23 protein-coding genes and 1 pseudogene are annotated in these 20,564 nt (G+C 68.3%); 14 read left to right on the top strand and 10 right to left on the bottom strand.

The genetic code is table 11. From position 1 onward, the window contains the following. Positions 1-125: 125 nt before the first annotated feature. The 4 genes and pseudogenes from LPA46_RS16185 to thrS all read left to right on the top strand — a co-directional run. Positions 126-1,244, top strand: a pseudogene (locus LPA46_RS16185) (RNA-guided endonuclease InsQ/TnpB family protein); the annotation flags it as partial. A gap of 118 nt (positions 1,245-1,362) precedes the next feature. Beyond that, positions 1,363-2,376 (top strand): DUF1611 domain-containing protein, encoded by a 1,014-nt coding sequence (locus LPA46_RS16180; RefSeq protein ID WP_230893385.1) that lies wholly within the window; start codon positions 1,363-1,365, stop codon positions 2,374-2,376. Beyond that, a complete protein-coding gene (locus LPA46_RS16175) occupies positions 2,373-3,407 on the top strand; it encodes a dipeptide epimerase (protein ID WP_230893384.1) in 1,035 nt (344 codons plus the stop codon). The genes LPA46_RS16180 and LPA46_RS16175 overlap by 4 nt, the downstream gene beginning before the upstream one ends. Positions 3,408-3,495: 88 nt before the next feature. Further along, positions 3,496-5,418: a threonine--tRNA ligase gene (gene thrS / locus LPA46_RS16170; RefSeq protein WP_230893383.1), complete on the top strand. Its 1,923-nt coding sequence runs from the start codon at positions 3,496-3,498 to the stop codon at positions 5,416-5,418. A 21-nt stretch (positions 5,419-5,439) separates the two neighbouring features. Here thrS and LPA46_RS16165 read toward each other — a convergent pair whose 3' ends face one another. The 4 genes from LPA46_RS16165 to LPA46_RS16150 are packed head-to-tail and all read right to left on the bottom strand — an operon-like array spanning position 5,440 to position 9,069. Then, on the bottom strand, positions 5,440-6,669 hold the full coding sequence (locus LPA46_RS16165; protein WP_230893382.1) for a chloride channel protein: 1,230 nt from the start codon (positions 6,667-6,669) through the stop codon (positions 5,440-5,442). A 49-nt stretch (positions 6,670-6,718) separates the two neighbouring features. Then, the gene (locus LPA46_RS16160) at positions 6,719-7,150 is read right to left on the bottom strand and encodes a universal stress protein (protein WP_230889278.1); all 432 of its coding nucleotides are present in this window, start codon (positions 7,148-7,150) and stop codon (positions 6,719-6,721) included. 47 nt (positions 7,151-7,197) lie between these two features. Continuing rightward, positions 7,198-8,223, bottom strand: coding sequence for a hypothetical protein (locus LPA46_RS16155; RefSeq protein ID WP_230893381.1), 1,026 nt, complete (start codon positions 8,221-8,223; stop codon positions 7,198-7,200). A 60-nt stretch (positions 8,224-8,283) separates the two neighbouring features. Further along, positions 8,284-9,069, bottom strand: a complete 786-nt coding sequence (locus tag LPA46_RS16150) for a PspA/IM30 family protein (protein WP_230893380.1) — start codon at positions 9,067-9,069, stop codon at positions 8,284-8,286. A 73-nt stretch (positions 9,070-9,142) separates the two neighbouring features. On the opposite strand from LPA46_RS16150, the gene LPA46_RS16145 reads away from it, so the two are divergent. From LPA46_RS16145 to LPA46_RS16120, 6 genes are all read left to right on the top strand, one after another. After that, positions 9,143-9,745: an alpha/beta hydrolase gene (locus tag LPA46_RS16145; protein ID WP_230893379.1), complete on the top strand. Its 603-nt coding sequence runs from the start codon at positions 9,143-9,145 to the stop codon at positions 9,743-9,745. Between the two features lie 43 nt (positions 9,746-9,788). Further along, on the top strand, positions 9,789-10,745 hold the full coding sequence (locus tag LPA46_RS16140) for a hypothetical protein (protein ID WP_230893378.1): 957 nt from the start codon (positions 9,789-9,791) through the stop codon (positions 10,743-10,745). A 74-nt stretch (positions 10,746-10,819) separates the two neighbouring features. Continuing rightward, positions 10,820-12,460 (top strand): CTP synthase, encoded by a 1,641-nt coding sequence (locus tag LPA46_RS16135; protein ID WP_230893377.1) that lies wholly within the window; start codon positions 10,820-10,822, stop codon positions 12,458-12,460. Further along, positions 12,460-13,377 (top strand): glutamine-hydrolyzing GMP synthase, encoded by a 918-nt coding sequence (guaA, locus tag LPA46_RS16130; RefSeq protein ID WP_230893376.1) that lies wholly within the window; start codon positions 12,460-12,462, stop codon positions 13,375-13,377. Before LPA46_RS16135 ends, guaA begins: the two co-directional genes overlap by 1 nt. Further along, a complete protein-coding gene (locus tag LPA46_RS16125; protein ID WP_230889271.1) occupies positions 13,374-13,700 on the top strand; it encodes an NAD-binding protein in 327 nt (108 codons plus the stop codon). The genes guaA and LPA46_RS16125 overlap by 4 nt, the downstream gene beginning before the upstream one ends. 25 nt (positions 13,701-13,725) lie before the next feature. Continuing rightward, positions 13,726-14,043: a cupin domain-containing protein gene (locus LPA46_RS16120; protein WP_230893375.1), complete on the top strand. Its 318-nt coding sequence runs from the start codon at positions 13,726-13,728 to the stop codon at positions 14,041-14,043. On the opposite strand, the gene LPA46_RS16115 is transcribed toward LPA46_RS16120, so the two are convergent. Together LPA46_RS16115 and LPA46_RS16110 are read right to left on the bottom strand one after the other, a co-directional pair. Then, complete coding sequence (locus LPA46_RS16115) at positions 14,038-14,274, bottom strand: hypothetical protein (protein WP_230893374.1); 237 nt, start codon at positions 14,272-14,274, stop codon at positions 14,038-14,040. The genes LPA46_RS16120 and LPA46_RS16115 overlap by 6 nt on opposite strands. Positions 14,275-14,317: 43 nt before the next feature. Beyond that, positions 14,318-15,022 carry a 5-formyltetrahydrofolate cyclo-ligase gene (locus LPA46_RS16110; protein ID WP_230893373.1) on the bottom strand — a complete coding sequence of 235 codons (705 nt, stop codon included), beginning with the start codon at positions 15,020-15,022 and terminating at the stop codon, positions 14,318-14,320. A 118-nt stretch (positions 15,023-15,140) separates the two neighbouring features. On the opposite strand from LPA46_RS16110, the gene LPA46_RS16105 reads away from it, so the two are divergent. After that, a complete protein-coding gene (locus tag LPA46_RS16105; RefSeq protein WP_269073738.1) occupies positions 15,141-16,127 on the top strand; it encodes a zinc-binding dehydrogenase in 987 nt (328 codons plus the stop codon). A gap of 180 nt (positions 16,128-16,307) precedes the next feature. Then, complete coding sequence (locus LPA46_RS16100; protein WP_230893371.1) at positions 16,308-16,922, top strand: hypothetical protein; 615 nt, start codon at positions 16,308-16,310, stop codon at positions 16,920-16,922. A gap of 57 nt (positions 16,923-16,979) precedes the next feature. Here the strand turns inward: LPA46_RS16100 and LPA46_RS16095 are convergent, their stop codons facing one another. Beyond that, positions 16,980-17,621 carry a MogA/MoaB family molybdenum cofactor biosynthesis protein gene (locus LPA46_RS16095; protein WP_230893370.1) on the bottom strand — a complete coding sequence of 214 codons (642 nt, stop codon included), beginning with the start codon at positions 17,619-17,621 and terminating at the stop codon, positions 16,980-16,982. Positions 17,622-17,694: 73 nt separating this feature from the next. Here LPA46_RS16095 and LPA46_RS16090 point away from each other — a divergent pair, with 73 nt between their 5' ends. After that, complete coding sequence (locus LPA46_RS16090) at positions 17,695-18,735, top strand: zinc-binding dehydrogenase (protein WP_230893369.1); 1,041 nt, start codon at positions 17,695-17,697, stop codon at positions 18,733-18,735. Next, positions 18,735-18,971: a hypothetical protein gene (locus tag LPA46_RS16085; RefSeq protein ID WP_230893368.1), complete on the top strand. Its 237-nt coding sequence runs from the start codon at positions 18,735-18,737 to the stop codon at positions 18,969-18,971. The genes LPA46_RS16090 and LPA46_RS16085 overlap by 1 nt, the downstream gene beginning before the upstream one ends. 18 nt (positions 18,972-18,989) lie before the next feature. Here LPA46_RS16085 and LPA46_RS16080 read toward each other — a convergent pair whose 3' ends face one another. From LPA46_RS16080 to LPA46_RS16070, 3 genes are read right to left on the bottom strand one after another with little or no spacing between them, the layout of a single operon-like run. Then, positions 18,990-19,403, bottom strand: coding sequence for a desampylase (locus LPA46_RS16080; RefSeq protein WP_230893367.1), 414 nt, complete (start codon positions 19,401-19,403; stop codon positions 18,990-18,992). 47 nt (positions 19,404-19,450) lie between these two features. Next, on the bottom strand, positions 19,451-20,074 hold the full coding sequence (gene idi / locus LPA46_RS16075; protein WP_230893366.1) for an isopentenyl-diphosphate Delta-isomerase: 624 nt from the start codon (positions 20,072-20,074) through the stop codon (positions 19,451-19,453). Between the two features lie 48 nt (positions 20,075-20,122). Further along, positions 20,123-20,536 carry an Lrp/AsnC family transcriptional regulator gene (locus LPA46_RS16070; protein ID WP_157502984.1) on the bottom strand — a complete coding sequence of 138 codons (414 nt, stop codon included), beginning with the start codon at positions 20,534-20,536 and terminating at the stop codon, positions 20,123-20,125. Between the last annotated feature and the right edge of the window lie 28 nt (positions 20,537-20,564).

The following is a 20,564-nucleotide window of genomic DNA, read 5'->3' as shown; positions in this document are numbered from 1 at the left end:
GTTGTGTCGGCTTCTTTCCGTCCACGTTGTCGAGAGCGTCTTGCAATTCCTCGACGGAGATCTCGTCGAGATGATTCACTAGCTACTGCAACTGTCTCTGAGTAAAAAGTTCTACCGGTTACTATAGCTACGAGAACTGCATCACCTCGAACGTGACAGCCAGAGATGCGCTGTACGACCGACTTCGTGAGGAGACTGACTTGACAGCAAACCTCATCCAAGAGGCAATACGGCGTGCTGTCCAAGCTGTAGATAGTGGTGTAGATCGCTGGAAGAAGGGCAAGCGGACGAACAAGCCGGAATTCGCCTCTTGGAGTATGGTGTACGACAAGCGCAGTGCGACGTTCTACCGAAACAAAATCTCACTCTCCACGGTGAACGGACGCATCGAGTGTGATTTCGAGCTACCAGCGGATAGTCCAACACCATATGAAGAGTACGTCTTGTCTGAAGAGTACGAGTTTCGGACGAGTACACTCCAGTACGACCAAGCCAGCGACGAGTTCTACTTCCACGTTAAAACGCGGAAAGTAGACGAGAACGGCGAAGCTGTTGAAATTGAGGATTCGGACGTTCCTGGGCACGAAACCGTCCTCGGGATCGACCTCGGTATCAACAGCCTCGCAGTCGCCTCAACCGGCACGTTCTGGAGTGGTGACGAGTACAACCACTGGATCCGAGAGTTCGAAAAACGGCGGGCAGAGATGCACCAGCGCGGCACACAAGCCGCACATAATGCCCTGCTACGCCTTGGACAGCGGGAACGTGCGTGGCGCAAACAGTACATTCACACGGTCGCCAACGAAATTATCGAAGAAGCTTGTGACCACGAGTCCGATGTAATCGTTTTTGAGAACTTGACGGATGTTCGCGAGCGACTGCCACACGCTGAGTGGCATCACGTGTGGGCGTTCCGCCGACTCCTTGAATACGTGCAATACAAGGCGCCAGAACGCGGGGTATCCGTTGAACAGGTGGACCCTGGCTATACGAGCCAGCGGTGTTCTCGGACTGACTGTGGTTTTACGCACGAAGACAACCGCGACGGTGAGCACTTTGAGTGTCTGAAATGCGGCTACGAAGTGAATGCGGATTATAACGGTGCGAAGAACGTCGGATTGCGGTACATGCGGAAGCGACAGCACAGCCTGCGTTCCTCGCCCACGTCGGGGGGCGCAGACGCACCAGTAGACGTGCGTATACATGGTGGGATGCTGAACGGCGACGGCTATCAAGCCGTTTGATAGACGATTGCCGGGGGTCCATATCAAAGCCCCTCCCTCAACGAGCAAACCCATTATGGGTAAGCGAAGCCGGGTCGGGTAGTTTACGCTTAAGGCAGCGGCGGGCCTCCGTCGTCGTATGAAAGTCGCACTCCTCGCGCACGAGAAGTTCCCCGGCCGCGCGAAGACCGCGGTGGGCGTCCTCCGATACGCCGACTACGACGTCGTCGCGGTGCTCGACCGGGACAACGACGGCACCCGCGTCAACGACCACCTCGCGGACGTGCAGGACGCGCCCGTAGTCGCGTCGATGAGCGACGTACCGGACGACGTGGACGCGCTCGTAATCGGCATCTCGCCCATCGGCGGCGCGTTCGACGAGTCGTGGCGGCCGGACGTCCGCAACGCGCTCGAACGCGGCTGCGACGTCTATTCGGGCCTGCACTACTTCCTCAGCGAGGACGAGGAGTTCGCCGACCTCGCCGCCGAGCACGGCTGCGAACTCTGGGACGTGCGGAAACCGCCCGCCGACCTCGGCGTCGCGGACGGCGTCGCGGACAGCGTCGACGCGACGGTCGTCGCGACCGTGGGCACGGACTGCTCGGTCGGGAAGATGACCGCCACCCGCGAACTGTACGAGACCGCGCGCGAGCAGGGGATGGACGCGGCGTTCGTGGCGACCGGGCAGACCGGCATCCTCATCGAGGGCGAGGGCATCCCCGTCGACCGCGTCGTCTCGGACTTCGCCGCGGGCGCGGTCGAGCGCATGGTCCTGGAGGCGGGCGCGGACCACGACTACGTCTTCGTGGAGGGGCAGGCGAGCATCGTCCACCCCGCGTACTCCGGGGTCACCGCGAGCATCGTCCACGGCTCGATGCCCGACCACCTCGTGCTCTGCCACGAGCACGGCCGCGACTCCGTCCACGGCTACGACCAGGCGCTCCCGCCCGTCGAGTCGTTCGTGGAGCGCTACGAGGCCTTCGTCGAACCGGTCACGGACGCGGACGTAGTTGGCGGGATGCTGAACACGCGCAGCGTCGAGACCGACACGGCCGCTCGCGGCGCGGTCGCGGACTTCTCCGAGGCCATCGGCGCGCCCGCCGACGACCCCGTGCGGTTCGGGCCCGACTCGGTCATCGAGGTGATTCGATGAGGACCGAGTTCGAGCGCTACGAGTTCCCGCTCGAACACCCCTTCACCATCGCGCGCGGCACGCAGGAAACCGCCGCGAACGTCGTCGTGCGCGTCGAGGACGACGAGGGCAACGTCGGCGTCGGTGGTGCCGCGCCCTCCGCGCACTACGGGGAGACGGCGGCGACCGTCGAAGCCGTCCTGCCGGAACTGCTGGCCGTCGTCGAGCGCGTCGACAACCCGCACGACCTCGCGCGTATCGAGACCGGCCTCCGCGAGGTCGTCGAGGACAACCCCGCGGCGCGCAGCGCGGTCAGCATCGCCTGCCACGACCTCGCCGCGAAGCGCGCGGATTTGCCCCTCTACCGCTACTGGGGGCTGGACGCCGCGAACACGCTCGACACCTCCTTCACCATCGGCATCGACGACGAGGAGACGATGCGCCGGAAGACCGCCGAGGCGGTTGAGGCGGGCTACGGCACGCTGAAGGTGAAACTCGGCACGAGCCGCGACGAAGCGCTGCTCTCGGCGGTCCGGGAGACCGCGCCCGACGCCACCATCCGCGTGGACGCCAACGAGGCGTGGACGCCCAAAGAAGCCGTCCGCAACATCGAGTGGCTCGCCGACTACGACGTGGAGTTCGTCGAGCAACCCGTACCCGCGGAGAACCGCGAGGGCCTGAAGTACGTCTACGAGCGCTCGCCGCTCCCGATTGCCGCCGACGAGTCCTGCATCGTCGCCAGCGACGTCCCCGACATCGCGGACCGCTGCGACATCGCGAACCTGAAACTGATGAAGACGGGCGGATTGCGCGAGGCGAAGCGCCTGATTCACACCGCCCGCGCGCACGGTCTCGAAGTCATGTGCGGGTGCATGATAGAGTCCAACGCCAGTATCGCGGCTGCCTGCCACCTCGCGCCCCTCCTGGACTACGCGGACCTCGACGGCTCGCTGCTGCTCGCCGAGGACGACTTCGACGGCGTCCCGCTGCCCGCCGGCCACATCGACCTGCAGGCCGTCGACCGGCCCGGGACGGGCGCGCGAGAGGTCTGACGCGCGACTCGACGCTTCCGGTGGTTCGGCACGCACTCGCACCGTCTCAACAGGCTTATGGGTGCCTCCGGGCGAACTAACGGACAGAATGAGCACCGTTACTGTGACGCTCCCGGACGGCGCCACGCTTTCCGTCGAAGCCGGGGCGACGGTCGAGGACGTAGCGTACGAAATCGGGCCCGGCCTCGGCCGTGACACAGTCGCCGGGAAGCTGGACGGCGAACTCGTCGCGAAGGAGGAGCCGATTACGGAGGACCGCGAAATCGAAATCGTCACCGAGGGCTCCGACGACTACCTCGACGTCCTCCGGCACACCGCCGCACACGTGCTCGCGCAGGCCGTCCTCCGCCACCACCCCGACGCGAAACTCACCATCGGGCCGTACACCGACGAGGGGTTCTACTACGACATCGCGGACGTCGAACTCGACGCCGACGACCTCGAAGAGATTCAGGCGGAAGCCGAGGACATCATCGAGGCCGACTACGACGTCGAGCGCGTCGAGTACGACCGCGAGGAGGCCTTCGAGAAGTACGAGGACAACCCGTTCAAGCGGGAGATTCTCGAGACCGAGGCGGCCGGCGAGGACCCCGTTAGCTTCTACCGGCAGGACGGCTTCGAGGACCTCTGTCAGGGCCCGCACGTCGACTCCACGGGCGAAATCGGCGGCTTCGAAGTCCTGGAGACCTCCGCGGCGTACTGGCGCGGCGACGAGGAGCGCGAGACGCTGACTCGGGTCTACGGCACGGCGTTCCCCACCGAGGACGGCCTCGAGGAGTACCTCCAGCGACGCGAGGAGGCCAAGGAGCGCGACCACCGCAAACTCGGCTCCGAGATGGACCTCTTCTCGATTCCGGACGTCACCGGTCCCGGGCTTCCGCTCTACCACCCCAACGGGAAGACCGTGCTGCGCGAGCTCTCGGACTACGTCCACGGCCTGAACCGCGACATGGGCTACGACGAGGTCGAGACGCCGCACCTCTTCCGCACGGAACTCTGGAAGAAGTCCGGCCACTACGACAACTACGTCGACGACATGTTCCTCATGGACGTCGACGACGAGGAGTACGGCCTGAAGCCGATGAACTGCCCGGGCCACGCCACCATCTTCGACCAGTCCTCGTGGAGCTACCGCGACCTCCCGGTCCGGTACTTCGAGGACGGGAAGGTGTACCGCCGCGAGCAGCGCGGCGAACTCTCCGGACTCAGCCGGGTGTGGGCGTTCACCATCGACGACGGCCACGTGTTCGCGCGCGCCGACCAGATCGAGGAGGAGGTCCGCCGCATCATGGACCTCATCTTCGAGGTGCTGGACACGTTCGACCTCGACTACGAGGTCGCGCTCGCCACCCGCCCCGAGAAGTCCGTGGGGAGCGACGAAATCTGGGAGCAGTCCGAGAGCCAGCTCCGCGACGTGCTCGACCAGCAGAACGTCGACTACGACCTCGAACCCGGCGACGGCGCGTTCTACGGGCCGAAAGTCGACTTCGCGTTCGAGGACGCGCTCGGGCGCACGTGGGACGGCCCGACCGTCCAACTGGACTTCAACATGCCGGACCGCTTCGACCTCGAGTACACGGGGTCGGACAACGAAGCCCACCAGCCGGTGATGATTCACCGCGCGCTCTACGGGAGCTACGAGCGGTTCTTCATGGTGCTCATCGAGCACTACAACGGCCGCTTCCCGACGTGGCTCGCGCCCGAGCAGGTCCGCATCCTCCCGGTGACCGACGACAACCTCGGCTACGCCCACCGCGTGAAGAACGAACTGGAGGGCTACCGCGTGGAAGTCGAGGACCGCGACTGGACGGTCGGCCGGAAAATCCAGCAGGCCCACGACGACAACGTCCCGTACATGCTCGTCCTCGGCGACGACGAGGAGGAAGCAGGGACGGTCTCGGTGCGGGACCGTCAGGAGCGCGAGCGCAACGACGTCGACCTCGAGGCGTTCCTCGACCACCTCGACAACGAGGTCGCGGAGAAGCACACGGAACCGGACTTCGCGGAGTAACCCGCTACTCGTTTTTCGCGGTCAGTCGCCGACGTGGAAATTCGGCGGTTCGCGGCGCGGCGCCGCAGTCTGAAGGAAGCCGACGAGCGGGCTCCCGACGAACCCGACCAGCGCCGCGAGGAAGACGGGCGTGATGCTCGCACCGTCGGTCAGCGCGATGGCGATGAGCGCCGACGACAGCGGCGTTCCCGTGACGACGGCGTTGAACGCGGCCATGCCCGCGAGCATCGAGAGTATCGGCGGGAGCGCGGGGACGACCGTCGACGCCGCGAGCCCGAGCACCGCGCCCATGAACATGTGTGGGACGATGAGCCCGCCAATCCAGTTGCCGTTGATAGTGAACGCGGCCGCGACCATCGTCCCGAGCAGCGTCGCCACCAGCACCCCGAGCCCGAGGTCGGTGCCCACGAGCTGGTTCATCTTGCTGCCGCCGTAGAAGTACGTCAAGGGGAGCGCGTAGCCGAGCAGGCCGATGCCGAGGCCGGCGACGGTCGTCCGGACGTAGATGGCTGGTGACCACCGGTTGAACAGCCGCCCCACGGTGTCGAAGATGGTCGTGTAGAGCGCGCCGAACGGGATGGTGACGACGGCGACGGCGGCTGCAGCGACCAACTGGCCGCCCGAGATGGGCGCGACCGCGGAGACGTGCCACGTCGGGAACAGGTGGAAGCCGCCGAGCGCCGCCTCCGTGAGGTAGCCCGCGAAGCTCGCGACGAACGTCGGGATGATGGCCTCGTAGTACTCGAGTCCGCGCTCGTGGGGGAGTTCCAGCCACAGCAGCGCGCCGCCGATGGGCGCGCCGAGGATGGCGCCGAACCCCGCGCCCATGCCCGCGAGCGTGAGGAGTTTCTCGGCGTTCGGCATCCCGAAGGTCTCCGCTGCCTGCGTGCCGAAACTCCCGCCGACGACGCTCATCACGCCCTCCGGGCCGGCGTTCTGCCCCGCGACGAGCCCGATGAAGCCGACCGGGACTGTGGGGACGTTCTCCGCGAGCGGGACCCTGCCCTCGTCGTGGAACTGCCGGACGAGCGCGGCGAGCGCGCCCGGGTAGTACGTCTTGTAGAGGATAGCACCGATGAGGACGCCGGCCGCCACGCTGACCGGGATGCGCCAGTAGGTCGCCTCGAAGGTGTGCCAGAGTGCGTGCTTGGCCGCCAGCCACGCAATCCGGAACCCCGTGGCGACGAGGCCGACCGCGACGCCGAGCACGGCCGCGCACGCGAGCAGTTTCGAGAACCGACGCTGGTCCATTACACCGGTCCGATGCCCGGAGCGGGGACGTAGCTTACGATTCGGGGCGTCACGGCGTCCGGCGCGCGACGAGCACGGGGCGGTCGGCGTTCCGGACGACGCGCTCGGTGACGCTCCCGGAGAGCAGCCTGCTGACACCCGTCCGGCCGTGGGTCGCCATCACGACGAGGTCGACGGCCGCCTCGTCGGCGTAGTCGAGAATTTCGCGGTGTGGCGTCCCGCTCCGAATCTCGGTTTCGGCGTCGAGACCGCGGTCGTCGGCGGCCGCGGCGACGGTCTCGACGGCGCGCTCGGCGGCCGCAGCGACGCTCGACTCCCCGGGGTTGCTCGAACTGCCGACGATGCTCGCGCGCTCGGACTCGGGCACGACGTAGAGCGCGTGGACGACCGCGTCGAACTCCGCGGCGAGGTCGAGGCCGTGCGTGACGCCCGCGGAGGCGGCGTCGCTGCCGTCCGTCGGCACGAGGACCGCGTCGTACATGTGTCGAGGTAACACGGACGGCCACGTAAGTGTCGGGTGCGCTGGCGTCAGTCGACGTCCCCGCTGCGCTCGGTCTCCCGGAGCACGAACGGACCGATGGAGAGCGTGCGCTTCGTGATGGTGACGATGCGCAGGATGTACGACAACAGCAGCGCGAACGGCAACACGGTGACGGTCACGGCCGCGCTCACGACGAGCAGCGCGTGGTTGACGCCGAACGTGCTCCGGGGGTACGCCGCCGGGTCGAGGAACAGCAGCGACACGATGGCGACCCCGAGCGCGGGCACGGCGGCGTACAGCAGCGTCCGCGAGAGGTCCGACAGCTCCCACTGGAAGTACAGCGTCTTGAAGTGCTCGCGCGCCGGGCCGAACAGCGCCAGCGTGTCCAGGAGGTCGTCGAGGGCCGCGTCGGCGTCCTCGTCGAGCGCGTCGCCGTGGTCGGCGCGGAGGCGTTCGCCCGCGTACATCTTCCACGAGTAGTTGTAGTTCAGCGCCGCCCACACCACGTCGAACTCCCCGAATTGGGCACCGTCGAGTTGATTCGCCACCACGCGCGCGTTCTCCGTGAGGTTGTCCACGTAGGCGTCGACGGCCGCGCCTGCTTCGCCGTCGGGCGCGGCGTCGGCGAGCGCGTTCGCCTGTTCGCGGGTCGCCTCCACGAGCCCGCGGAGGAACGCCGACGGCTCCGCGGGCGCGACGTCCATCCCGGCGGCGGCGGCGGCGTCCTCGCGGAACGACAGCGCGCCCTCCATGCGCTCGCGCTGGTCGCCCGCCGCGCCGAGTTCCTGGGAGAGCACGAGCTGGCTCAGCGTGAGCACGAGCGTCACGCCCGTAATCGTCGCCGCGACCAGCGCGTCGAACAGCGTCTCGTGGGGGTCGCCGTCGGTCAACAACTCGTAGGCTGGTGTCGGCAACAGCGTTCCCACGGCAACCATCGAACAGAACAGCACCGCGAGCACGCCGGCCGCGACCGCCTGCCGGTCGGCGTCCAACACGACCCAGACCCACCGGCTGCTGCGCGGGACGCGCTCGCGCAGCTGGTCGCTCGGCTTGCTATCGTCGCTGTCGGCCATACCCGGGCTTCGACGCACGCACGGAAAACAGTAGTCGCCACGCGCGCTCGCCGTAGCCGACTACGCCTGCTCTTCCTCCTCGCGGATGGTCTCTAACTCCGCGTCCACGTCCTCGTCGCCGTCCGCGCCACGCTCGACGGCGTCCTCCCCACGGACCTCCGCGCGCAGTTCGTTCAGTTCCGCTTCGACCTCGCGGTCCTCGCGTTCCTCGTCGAGTTCGCGGTCGATGCGGTCGCGGTCGTCGCCCAGCGGGCTGTCGAGGACGCCGCGCTCGTCGAGTTCGTCCATCGCGGCGGCGCGCGCCTCCATCTCCTCGGTCTGGTCTTTCGCGCGCTCGATGGCGCGGGTGACCTCGGTCGACTCGTCGCCGACGCCGGTCACGGCTTCCGAGACGCGCGTCTGGGCCTGCGCGGCTTCGTGGCGCGCCTTCATCGTCTCCTTCTTCGTGCGGAACTCCTCGACGCGGGTCTCCAGTTCCTCCTTCTTCTCCTCGAGGTCGCGCTGAGTCTCCTCGAGGTCCGCGATTTGGTCGTCGATTTCGGTGACCTGGTCGCGCTTCTGTCGTTTCTTCTCCAGCGCGCGCCGCGCGAGGTCGTCGCGGTCCTGCCGGACCGCCTCGCGGGCCTGCTCGTCGTGCTTCTCGGCGTTCCGCTGGAGGCGCTCGCGCTGGACTTCGAGGCGCTTCTTCTGGGCGGTGAGGTCCGCCAGCCCCTTCTCGACGTCCCGCAGTTCGTCGCGCAGGCGCTGATAGGAGTAGTCCAGCGTCTCCGTCGGGTCTTCGGCGGAACTGACGACCGCGTTCAGTTTCGACCGGACCGCGTACGAGAGGCGTGACACGATACCCATACACACGACTTTGGGCTCTGGACGTATAACCTTCATCGCAGCCTACACCATGTTCGGCCGCTAACGGCGCCGTATGCAACAGGAGACCGTGCTGGTGCCGGGCGCGCGGGACGTGGAAGCGACCCTCGATTCGCCCGAGGACGGCGCGACGGCGTGCGTCGTCATGTGTCCACCCCACCCGCAGCATCGCGGGCACCGCGGCGACGACCGCCTCGTCGCCGTCGCGGAGTGCCTCGTCGAGCGCGGCGTCGCGGCGCTGCGCTTCGACTACGGCGACTGGGACGAGGGGTTGGGGGAGCGCGAGGACGCCCGGAACGCGGTCCGGTGGGCGAGCGAGCGCTACGAGCACGTGGGCCTGTTCGGGTTCAGTTTCGGCGGGTCGGTCGCCGCGCTCGCCGCCGCGAGCGTGGACGTCGAGTTGTGCGCGGTGTCGCTGCTCGCGCCGACGGCCGAACTCGAAGCCGGGCTGAACGCCGCCAACGCGCTCGCTGACGTGACTGCGCCGCTGCAAGTCGTCTACGCGACCCGCGACACGACCGCGGACTGGGAGCCGGTCGTCGAAGCAGCCCGTGGCCTCGACTGCGAGGTCGTGGAACTGGACGCCGACCACTTCTTCGTCGGGCGCACCCATCACGTCGCGGAGGCGGTCGGCCCGTTCCTGGCGGACGCCTGCTAGCGACGCCACAACCGCTATCAGGCGACGCGTCCACGCTGCGGACATGACGAGTCGCTGGACGTCGTTCACGCGGTGGGTGTTGTTGACCGGCGACCGCCGCGCCGTCGCCGCCGCGCTGCTGGCCGCGTTCGCGGTGCTGTTCGGGCCGGTCGGCCACCTCGTCACGCTCGGTGGCGGCGGCCACGAGACGACGGTGCCGCTGGTGACGACGCTGCTGTCGGGGAACTTCGTGCTCGTCTCCATCGTCGTCTCCGTCAACTCCGTGTTCGTCTCCGGCGAGCAGAGCCCACTCGGCCAGCAGTTCGGCCGCATCCGGGACACCGCGGAGTTCCGGCGGCAACTCGAATCCGTCGTCGAGGCCGACCACGTGCCCGCCGACCCCGAGGGGTTCCTGCAGGTGCTCACCGGGGACATCGTCGAGCGCGGGCAGCGCCTGGAGGACGACGTGCCGCCCGCGGACGTCGACGTGCGCGCGGACCTCGACGCCTACCTCGACCGGCTCGGCGCGGCGTCTGGCGACATGAACGCCCGGCTCCAGGACGTCGAGCGCCCGCTCGAAGCGGTGCTGGCGACGATGCGCTTCGACTACGCCCGGCAGGTCGCGGACCTCCAGCGGCTCCGCGCCGAGCACGGCAACGACCTCCCCGAGACCGCCGCCACCACGCTCGAGGAGATGCTGGACCTGCTGGAGTACTTCGCGGTCGCTCGCGCGTACTTCAAGTCGCTGTACCTCCGCCGCGAATTCGCGGGCCTCTCCACGAACCTCGTCTACGTCGCCGTCCCGTCCATCGCGGCGGTGTCGTTCTTCCTGCTGCACTTCTCCCAACTGCCGAGCACGCACGCGCTGGTCGTCGCCGTCCACGTGCTCGCGCTCGCGCCGTTCGCGCTGCTGTCGGCGTACGTCGTCCGCGTCGCCGCCATCTCGCGGCGGACCGAGTCCCCCGGCCACTTCGTGTTCGGGGACGGCGAACCCGGCGTCCCCGGCGTCTCCTCGCCGTAGGGCGGGACGTGCCAGCGGCTGGCGAACCACGCCCGTCCCGAAACCGTTTTTGCCGCGCCCGCCGCACAGTCAGTATGCCGACGGAGACCGGGTACGACCCGACACTGGGAAGCAAGTTCGTGTTCGTTACTGGCGGGGTGATGTCCGGGCTGGGGAAAGGCATCACCGCCGCCAGTCTGGGCCGCCTCCTCTCGAACGCCGGATTCGACGTCACGGCCGTCAAAATCGACCCCTACCTCAACGTGGACGCGGGGACGATGAACCCCTACCAGCACGGCGAAGTGTACGTGCTCAAGGACGGCGGGGAGGTCGACCTCGACCTGGGGAACTACGAGCGGTTCCTCGACGTGGACATGACCTCCGACCACAACGTCACCACGGGGAAAGTCTACCAGCACGTCATCGAGCGCGAGCGCGCCGGCGACTACCTCGGGAAGACCGTCCAGATTATCCCCCACGTCACCGACGACATCAAGCGGCGCGTCCGCGAGGCCGCCGAGGGCTCCGACGTCTGCATCGTCGAGGTCGGTGGCACCGTGGGCGACATCGAGGGGATGCCGTTCCTCGAGGCGCTGCGCCAATTCAGCCACGAGGAGGACGACGAGGACATCCTGTTCACGCACGTCACGCTCGTGCCGTACTCCCAGACGGGCGAGCAGAAGACCAAGCCCACCCAGCACTCCGTGAAGGAACTCCGGTCGATTGGTCTCCAGCCGGACATCCTCGTGGGGCGCTGTGAGGACGAACTCGACCCCGACGTCAAGGAGAAAATCGCGCTGTTCTGCGACGTCCCCACCGACGCCGTCTTCTCGAACCCGGACGTCGAGGACGTCTACCACGTCCCCCTCGTCGTCGAGGAGGAGGGCCTCGACGAGTACGTGATGGAGGAGTTCGACATCGCCGACGACGCCCTCCCGAAGGCCGAGCGCTCGACGGAGTGGCGCGACCTCGTCACCCGCGAGCGCACGGGCGAAGTCGACATCGCGCTCGTCGGGAAGTACGCCCTCGAGGACGCGTACATGAGCATCCACGAGGCGCTCAAGCACGCCGGCCTCGAACGCGGCGTGGACGTGAACGTCCTCTGGGTGGACTCCGAGAAGATGAACGACGACCACGAGGAGCGTCTCCGCGAGGCCGACGGCGTCGTCGTCCCCGGCGGCTTCGGCTCCCGTGGCACCGAGGGGAAGATTCGCGCGATTCAGTACGCCCGCGAACACGACGTCCCCTTCCTCGGGCTCTGTCTGGGCTTCCAGCTCGCAGTCGTGGAGTACGCGCGCAACGTCCTCGGGATGGAGGACGCTCACTCCTCGGAAATCAACGAGGAGACGCCCCACCCGGTCATCGACCTGCTGCCCGAGCAGTACGACCTCGAAGACCTCGGCGGGACGATGCGCCTGGGCGCCCACGAGACCCAAATCGAGCCCGGGACGCTCGCCCACGAACTGTACGGCGACACCTCGTGTACGGAGCGCCACCGCCACCGCTACGAGGTCAACCCCGACTACATCGACGACCTCACCGAGAACGGCCTGACGTTCTCCGGGGAGGCCGGCAACCGCATGGAGATTCTGGAGTACGACGACCACCCGTTCTTCTTCGGGACGCAGTTCCACCCCGAGTTCCGGTCGCGGCCGACCCGCGCGAGCCCGCCGTTCGTCGGGCTGCTGGACGCCGTCCTCGAAGCCACCGAGACGGAAGTGGAGGTGGTGAACTGATGGTCGACGTCGAGGAGTTCGTCGCGGACGCCAAAGCCGAGATTCGGGAGAAGCTCGGCGACAGCACCGCCATCATCGCGCTCTCCGGCGGCGTCGACTCGTCTACCGCCGCCGCGCTGGCGTACGAGGCAGTCGGCGACCAGCTCGTCCCCGTCTACGTCGACACCGGCCTGATGCGGAAGGGCGAAACCGAGGAGATTCGGGAGGTCTTCGACTACATGGACAGCCTCCGCATCGTCGAGGCGCAGGACCGCTTCTTCGACGAACTCGAGGGCGTCACGGACCCCGAGGAGAAGCGTCACGTCATCGGCGAGCAGTTCATTCGGGAGTTCGAGACGGTCGCCGAGGACGTCGACGCCGACTACCTCGTGCAGGGCACCATCTACCCCGACCGCATCGAGAGCGAGGGCACCATCAAGAGCCACCACAACGTCGGCGGGCTCCCCGAGCGCGTCGGCTTCGAGGGCATCGTCGAGCCGATGCGCGACCTCTACAAGGACGAGGTCCGGGAGGTCGCCCGCTACCTCGACCTCGAGGAAATCATCAGCGAGCGCATGCCGTTCCCCGGCCCCGGGCTCGCGGTGCGCGTGCTCGGCGAAGTCACCCCCGAGAAGGTCGAGGTCTGCCGCGAGGCGACCGCGGTCGTCGAGGAGGAACTCGAAGAGTACGACCCGTGGCAGGCGTTCGCCGCCGTCCTCGGGAAGGCGACGGGCGTGAAAGGCGACAACCGCGTGCACGGCTACGTCGTCGCCGTGCGCTCCGTTGAGTCCCGCGACGGGATGACCGCGCGCGCCCAGGAACTGGAATGGGAGACCCTCCAGCGCCTCCAGTCCCGCATCGCCGGGACCATCGACGACGTCTCGCGCGTCGTCTACGACGTCACCCACAAACCACCCGCGACCATCGAGTACGAATGAAGGCAATCGTCGTCGGTCCCGACCGCGGCATCGTCGACGCCCTCCGGAACGAGGGCGTGGAAGTCACCAGCATCGAAGGCGTCGCCTCCGGGGAGCGCCTCGAAGACGCCGGCGTCGCGGACGCCGACCTGCTGGTCATCACGGACGCCGCAGAAGCGACCGCCATTCCGGTCGCCCGCGAGCAGAACGCGGACCTGAAAACCGTCGCGTTCACGCCCGACTCGATGCCCGAATTCGTGAAAGGCGTCCTCGACCTCGCCGTCGACCCCGCGCTGCTGGGGCCCGAGACGGTCGCCGAGGAACTCGTCGAACCCGACAGATAAGGACCTCCGCCGCCTCCCTTCTCGCGTGTCACTCGACCGCTATCCCGACCTCGCGCCCGAGACTGGCGAGGTCGTCACGGAGGAGCTGTACTACTCGCCGGACGAACTCGTGAAGGCGTTCGCGCTCGGACCGGGCGCGGAAGTCGAACCGCACGAGCACGGCGACCAGACGAACACCTTCCACGTCCTGGAGGGCGAAATCGTCGTCGTGCAGGGCGACAGCGAGGAGACCGTGTCAGCGCCGGGCGTGGTCGTCCACGAGCGCGGCGTCGCCCACGGCGCGCGCAACGAGAGCGACGACGTAGCGGTGTTCACGGCGACGATGGCCCCGATGGAGTCATAGCGAGAGCGCGACCGGACGGCCGGGGCGCTCGCCGTCGCCGTCGACGGCCGCGGAGTGCGGGCTGACGTGCTCCCAGCAGACGAACTTCTCGACGCTGCCGGGTTCGTAGAGGAAGTAGTCCGCGGGCTTCGAGCAGAGCACGCACTCGGGGTCGCCGTCGGCCGCGTCGATGGCTGCCGACAGCGCCGCCTCCGCGCTCGCGTCCGGGTTGTCGCCGCTCGAAGCCGGCATACGCGTCGAGTACGGCGCTCTCCCGTTTAAACTGTGGGCCGATTCAGGGGGCGAGGCGCTCCAGGACGGGAATCTCCTCGCGGCGCTCCTCGCTCAGCGCGTCCCACTCGATACCTTCGGGTTTCGTCGCGGGCGCGTCTGTGTCGATAACTCGCTCGGGCGTGACGACGTAGTCCATCGGCACGTCGTGGTCGACGGTCGGGATTTTCTCGTCAACGACCTGTCGCTCGTGGACCGTCGTCACCGTCGCCGTGTCGTCGTCGACGCGGTCGAACTCCCGCAACAGCGCGAATTCGAGGTCGCTGTACCCCTCTCCCTTGCCGACGCGCTCGCCGTGCTCCGTGACCGCGACGCTCCCGGAGACGATGAGATCGACCGGCTCGACGTCCTCTGGGCCGACTGGTGTGCCGTGCTCGCTGATGCCGCTGACCGTCGTGGCGTCGTCGACGTCCGCGACTTCCGCGGGGTCCAGACGGAGGAAACACTCCTCGTCGCGCAAGCGGGGCACGGCGACGTACACCGTCTTCCCCGCGCGTAGCGCCGCGCGTCGCACCGGCAACTGTGGGGCGTCCGGATTCGCCTTCACCACGTCGGCGTCCGCCCACACGTCGGTGTCGGCGAGCCGGTCGGCGGCGTCGCTGGCGCCCGCGAAGTTCGAGATGCGGCCGTGTGGCGGGAACGGGAAGCGAGCTTCGCCGCTGGCCTCCAGGTCGTCCCAGACGCGCTCGCGGAGGTCCTGCTTGTCCATGTGGGTGTCTGCGTGCCGGCGCGACGTGAACCCACGGCTTCACGAGCCGGAACTGTGCGCCGACGCCGGTGTCTCTTTCCACGCGCCGCCCGTCGGTTCGCACGTGACTGATTCGCAGATGACGGCGTACGTCGTCGAGGAGTACGGTGACCCGGACGTCTTCACCGAGACGACCGTGGAGACCCCCGAGCCCGGTCCGGAGGAGGTCCGCGTCGAGGTCGCCGCGACCAGCCTCAACCCCGTGGACTACAAGATTCGGCGTGGCGACATCCCCGACTTCGCGCCGCCGTTCCCCGCGATTCTGCACTGCGACGTCGCGGGCGTCGTGGACGCCGTCGGCGACGACGTCGACGCCTTCGAGGTCGGCGACGAAGTGTACGGGATGCCGGGTGGCGCGGGCCGACATGGCGCGCTCGCGGACTACGTCGTCGGGCACGCCGGCACGTTCGCGCCCGCTCCCGACGCCATCCCGCTGGAAGACGCCGCCGCGCTCCCCGTCGTCTCCACGACTGCCTTGGAGATGCTCACCGACAAGGCCGACGTCGGCGAGGACGACGAAGTACTCGCGTACGGCGCCAGCGGCGGCGTCGGCCACATCGGCGTCCAGCTCGCCGCGAACCTCGGTGCGACGGTCACTGCGACCGGTTCGACCGCCGAGAAGCGCGACCTCGCCAGCGACCTCGGTGCGGACGCGACCGTGGACTACACGACCACCGACGTCGCCGACTACACGGCCGAGTACGCCACCGGCGACGGCTTCGACGTGGTGTTCGACCCCGTCGGCGACGACCACATCCAGACGTCGTTCGACGCGGTGCGGCCGTTCGGGACGGTCGTCACCACGGAGTCCAGTTCCACGCAGGACCTCTCGGCGATGCACGCCAACTCCCTCGAACTCGGCGTCGTGTTGGTCATCCTGCCCGTACTGCTCGGCGACCGACAGGAGCGCATCGGCGACGAACTCCGCGAAATCGCTTCGCTCGTCGACGACGGCGCAGTCGAGCCCGTCGTCTCGGAGTACTTCACGTTCGCCGAGGTCGCCGACGCCCACCGCCGCGGCGAAGCCGGCGACTTCCACGGCAAGCTCGTGCTCACGCGCGAGTAGTTCGGCGCGCGCCAGCGACGAGCGCGGCCGCTGTGACGGAGCCGGCCTGGTTCCGCCGCACGACCACCGTTAATCGCAGTTGAATTCGGCTTAATCGGGGTTGAGACGGGCTACTGAACCGGAAATCCGGCTTCACGGCTACCCCGGTTCAAGTGGGATGGGCTCCGAGAGACGACTGCGATGAACGCACGCAAACTGCTCACGCTGGTCGTCGCGGCGACCGTCCTCGTCGGCGGTGCCGCAGCGGCTGGCGCTGCGACCCCCGGCAACGCACCGACAGACGAAGCACCCGACGAAGCGAACGGGAACGCGCCGGACGACGCCGGCGACGCCGACGCGGACGACGCTGAAGCCGACAGCGAGGACGCTGACGAGGCCGGCGAGAACGAGACGGATGCGGACGACAACGAGTCCGCCGGCCCGCCTAGCGACGTCGGCCCCGCCGCGAACGCTTCGGAGCACGCCGCGAACGCCTCCGAGCACGCTGACGAGAACGCGTCCGACGCGGCCGGCGAGCGCGGCCCGCCGACGGACCTCCCCGAGCAGGTCCCGGACCACGTCTCCGCCATCCACGAGCAGATTCAGTCGTTCCTCGGCGGTGACGTCGACCACCTCGGGAACGCGCTGAGCGACCTCCTCGGTGACGAGGGCGACGCGAGCGAGGAGGAGACGGCCGAGAACGAGACCGCTGACGACGAGACCGCCGACACTGAGACGACCGAGAACGAGACCGCAGACAACGAAACGGTCGACAACGAGACGACCACCGCCGCGAACGTCGCGCCCCTCGCGTAACGTTTCCTGACGCTGTCGTGCCGTTCTTTTTCGAGTGACTCGCCGCGTAGCCGCGGGCTACGCGTCCTCGCGGCTCGCGAGCCCGACGAGGTGCCCGATTTCGGGGACGACGACCTCCTCGCTGCCGAGTTCGGCGGCGTTTTCGCTGCCAGGCAGGCAGAACACGGGGACGCCGTCGGCGACGCCCGCGGTGGCGCGCGTGGCGACGACCTTCTCGCCGATTTCCTCGTAGGAGAGCCGTCGGAACAGTTCGCCGAACCCCGGCAACGTCTTCTCGAACAGCGGCTCGGCGGCCTCGACGGTGACGTCGTCGGGCGTGACGCCCGTACCGCCGGTGGTGACGACGACGTCGACGTCGCCGCGGCCCGCGAGGTTGTCGATGCCGCCCTGCACGCGGTCGTAACTGTCACGGACGAGTTCGCGCGTGACGACCTCGTGGCCGTCGGCCTCGAACGCCGCCGCGATGGCGTCGCCCGCGGGGTCGTCGTCCAGCGAGCGCGACGAGGACACCGTGAGAATCGCGACGCCGACGTGCTCGACGTCGTGGTGGTGGTGGTCGTGTTCTTCCTCGTCGTCGTGCTCGTGGGGCTCGCTCTCCTCGGTCAGCGGGTCCTCCGCCGGTTCGTCGGTTGCGTCCTCCGCTGGCGCTTCGTCCTCGTCGTCGTCCCGTCGCGTCTCGCGGGATTGGAAATCGACCATGGGCGCGGGTTCGCGCGCCGACGGGAAAAGCGTGGACCCCACAGTTTTGGTCGGGGGCCGCGACGCCCCGCGCATGCAGGCAGTCCACTTCGCGGGCCACGGCGGTACCGAGGTCGTCGAGTACAGCGAAGTCCCGGACCCGGAGGTCGGCCGCGACGAGGTGCTCGTCGACGTGAAGGCGGGCGCGCTCAACCACCTCGACGTGTGGACGCGCCGCGGGATGCCGCAACTCGACCTCGAGATGCCCCACGTCCCGGGGAGCGATGCCGCGGGCGTCGTCACGGAGACTGGCTCCGACGTCACGCGCTTCGAGGTCGGCGACAGAGTCGCGGTCTCGGCGGGCGTCTTCTGCGGGGACTGCGAGTTCTGCCGGGACGGCGACTACCCGCTCTGCACGTCGTTCCACGTCCTCGGCGAGCACGTGCCGGGCGTCCACAGCGAGTACGCCGGCGTCCCCGCGGACAATCTCGTCCCGGTACCCGAGCACGTCGACTGGGAGACGGCGGCGGCCGCACCCCTCGTGTTCCAGACGGCGTGGCGGATGCTCCACACGCGCGCCGATGTCGAAGCCGGCGAGAAAGTGCTCGTGCTCGGCGCGAGCGGCGGCGTCGGGCACGCGGCCGTCCAGATTGCTTCGCACGCGGGCGCGGAGGTGTACGCGACCGCGAGCAGCGAGGCGAAACTTCGGTACGCCGAAGAGATTGGTGCCGACCACGCCGTCAACTACGAGGCGGAGAACTTCGCGGACGAGATTCGCGCGCGGACCGGCAAGCGCGGTGTGGACGTGGTCGTCGACCACGTAGGGGAGGCGACGTGGAGCGACTCGCTGCGCTCGCTGGCGAAGGGCGGCCGGCTCGTGACGTGCGGCGCGACGACGGGCGGCCGCCCCGAAACCCACGTCCAGCGGCTGTTCTGGAACCAGCTGTCCGTGCTCGGGTCGACGATGGCGACGCCCGGGGAGGCCGACGACGCGCTCTCGCTGGTCTGGGACGGCACCTTCGACGTGCGGATTCGGGACGTGCTCCCGATGAGCGGGACGGCGCGCGCCCACGAACTGCTGGAGAACCGGGAGGGCTTTGGGAAGGTAGTGGTAATCCCCGACAGCGAACGCTAATGGTGACCCACGACCCCCGCGAGGACCACGACGACGCCGGCGGCATGAGCGAGCGAGCGCAGTGGCTAGTCGTCGCGGCGCTGGTCGTCTGTGGGATTCTCGCGCCGCTGTACCTCTACGTCCTCGGGCCCGGGAGTTTCGGGCTCGGCTTCCGGGACACCTACCTCGCGGTGCCGATGGTGCCCGCGATACTGCTCGGCGCAATCGGCGTCTGGACCGCCGTCCGCGGGCGGTAACCCTTCTCGGCTGCTGTTCTAGTCGCTCAGCGCGACGTCCTCGCGCTCGAAGTGCTCGCCGGTCCACGTCCACGCGTCCAGAATCGGCGGACGCGCGGCCAGCGACGCGAGCACGTAGACGTAGCCCGGCCACGACGCCTGCTCGCGGTCGGTGTCGCTCATGTGCGCGGGCCCGGCAGGATGAGAGTGGTAGAAGCCGACGACCTCCCGGCCCGTCGCTTCCGCTTCGTCGAAGACCGCCAGCGTCGCCTCCGGGTCGAGTTCGTAGGTGACGCGGGGCGCGTCCGCGACGTTCGGGACGCGCCGGACGGCCTCCGCGATTATGCGGTCGTCCTCGCGGTGGCCGAGCAGCGCGCCGCAGGCCTCGCGCGGTGCGTCCGCTCGTGCGTGGTCGAGCACCGCGTCGTAGGCCGCGCGGCCGAGTTCGAGCACACCTGTGCTACGTGGTGTGGCCGGAAAAATCCGCCCGACGGCTCGCGCTACTCGCGGGTGCCGTCCGGCACGGGGTCGGCGTCGCCCTCGAAGTCGCGGCGCATCGCGATTTCGAACCACGGGCAGAGGCGGAGTTGGCGGTAGTAGCGCGGGTTCTCGTAGAGGTCCTCGTAGTCCGCCCAGAGGATGCCGCCGACCTCGTCGGGGTCGGGGTCGACGCTCGTGTCCGACAGCGTCGCGACGAGCACTGCGCAGACCTCCCACTCGAGGCCCTCGTCGAGGTAGTGGCGCTTGTACTCGAAGCGGTCGGTGACTTCGAGGTCGTCGTACTGGTCGGGCGTGATGCCGAGTTCCTCTTCGAGGCGCTCGCGGGTGGCCTCCTTCTGGGTCTGTCCCTCGACGGGGTGGCTGGCGACGGTGCCGTCCCAGTGGGTGTCCCAGAGGCGCTTGCGGGCGGCGCGCTGGGCGAGCAGCACGCGGCCGTCCTCGTCGAACAGCAGGCACGTGAACGCCCGGTGGCGGATGCCGTCGCCCGTGTGGGCGTCGAGGCGGTTCGCGAGGCCTTCCTTCTCGTCGTAGGCGTCGACGGCGACGACGTCCTGTTCGGCGTTCTCCGCGGTCTCGTCGGTGCGCGCGGACTGGACGGGCACGTCGGGCCCTGAATCGCTCATGGCGTCACCGACGGGCACGTGGGTAAATAGCGCTTCGACTCGCCACGCTCAGCCGAGCTTCTCGTCAAGGATGAGTCGGGTCTTCGTGGAGACGACTTCCTCCTGTTCGCGGGCCTTCGAGACGAGTTCGTTGACGCCGCCGGTGTCCGTCGCGTCGACGACGAGCACGATGTCGTCCTCGCCGGAGACCTGCCAGACGAAGTCGACGGGCTCCCAGTCGACCATGCGGTCGCCGACCTCGTGGGTGTCGACGTCCATCGCCACCCCGATTTCTATCATCGCCTTCACGTTGCCCGTGGAGGTGGCGACGGTGAACCGCTCGATGACGCCCTCCTCCAGGAGGCTGTCGACGCGGTTGCGGACGGTGCCCTCGCTGACGCCGATGTCGTCGGCGATTTCCGTGTACGGGGTGCGGGCGTCCCGTCGCAGCGCGTCGAGGATGCGCCGGTCGATGTCGTCCATGTCCAAGCGTTGGTCCCCCGGACAAAAA

Source organism: Halobacterium sp. KA-6 (assembly GCF_021029015.1).
In the GTDB taxonomy this organism is placed as follows: Archaea; Halobacteriota; Halobacteria; order Halobacteriales; family Halobacteriaceae; genus Halobacterium.
The sequence above is the reverse complement of the archived record's forward strand: the minus strand, read 5'-3'. Positions and strand labels throughout refer to the sequence as shown.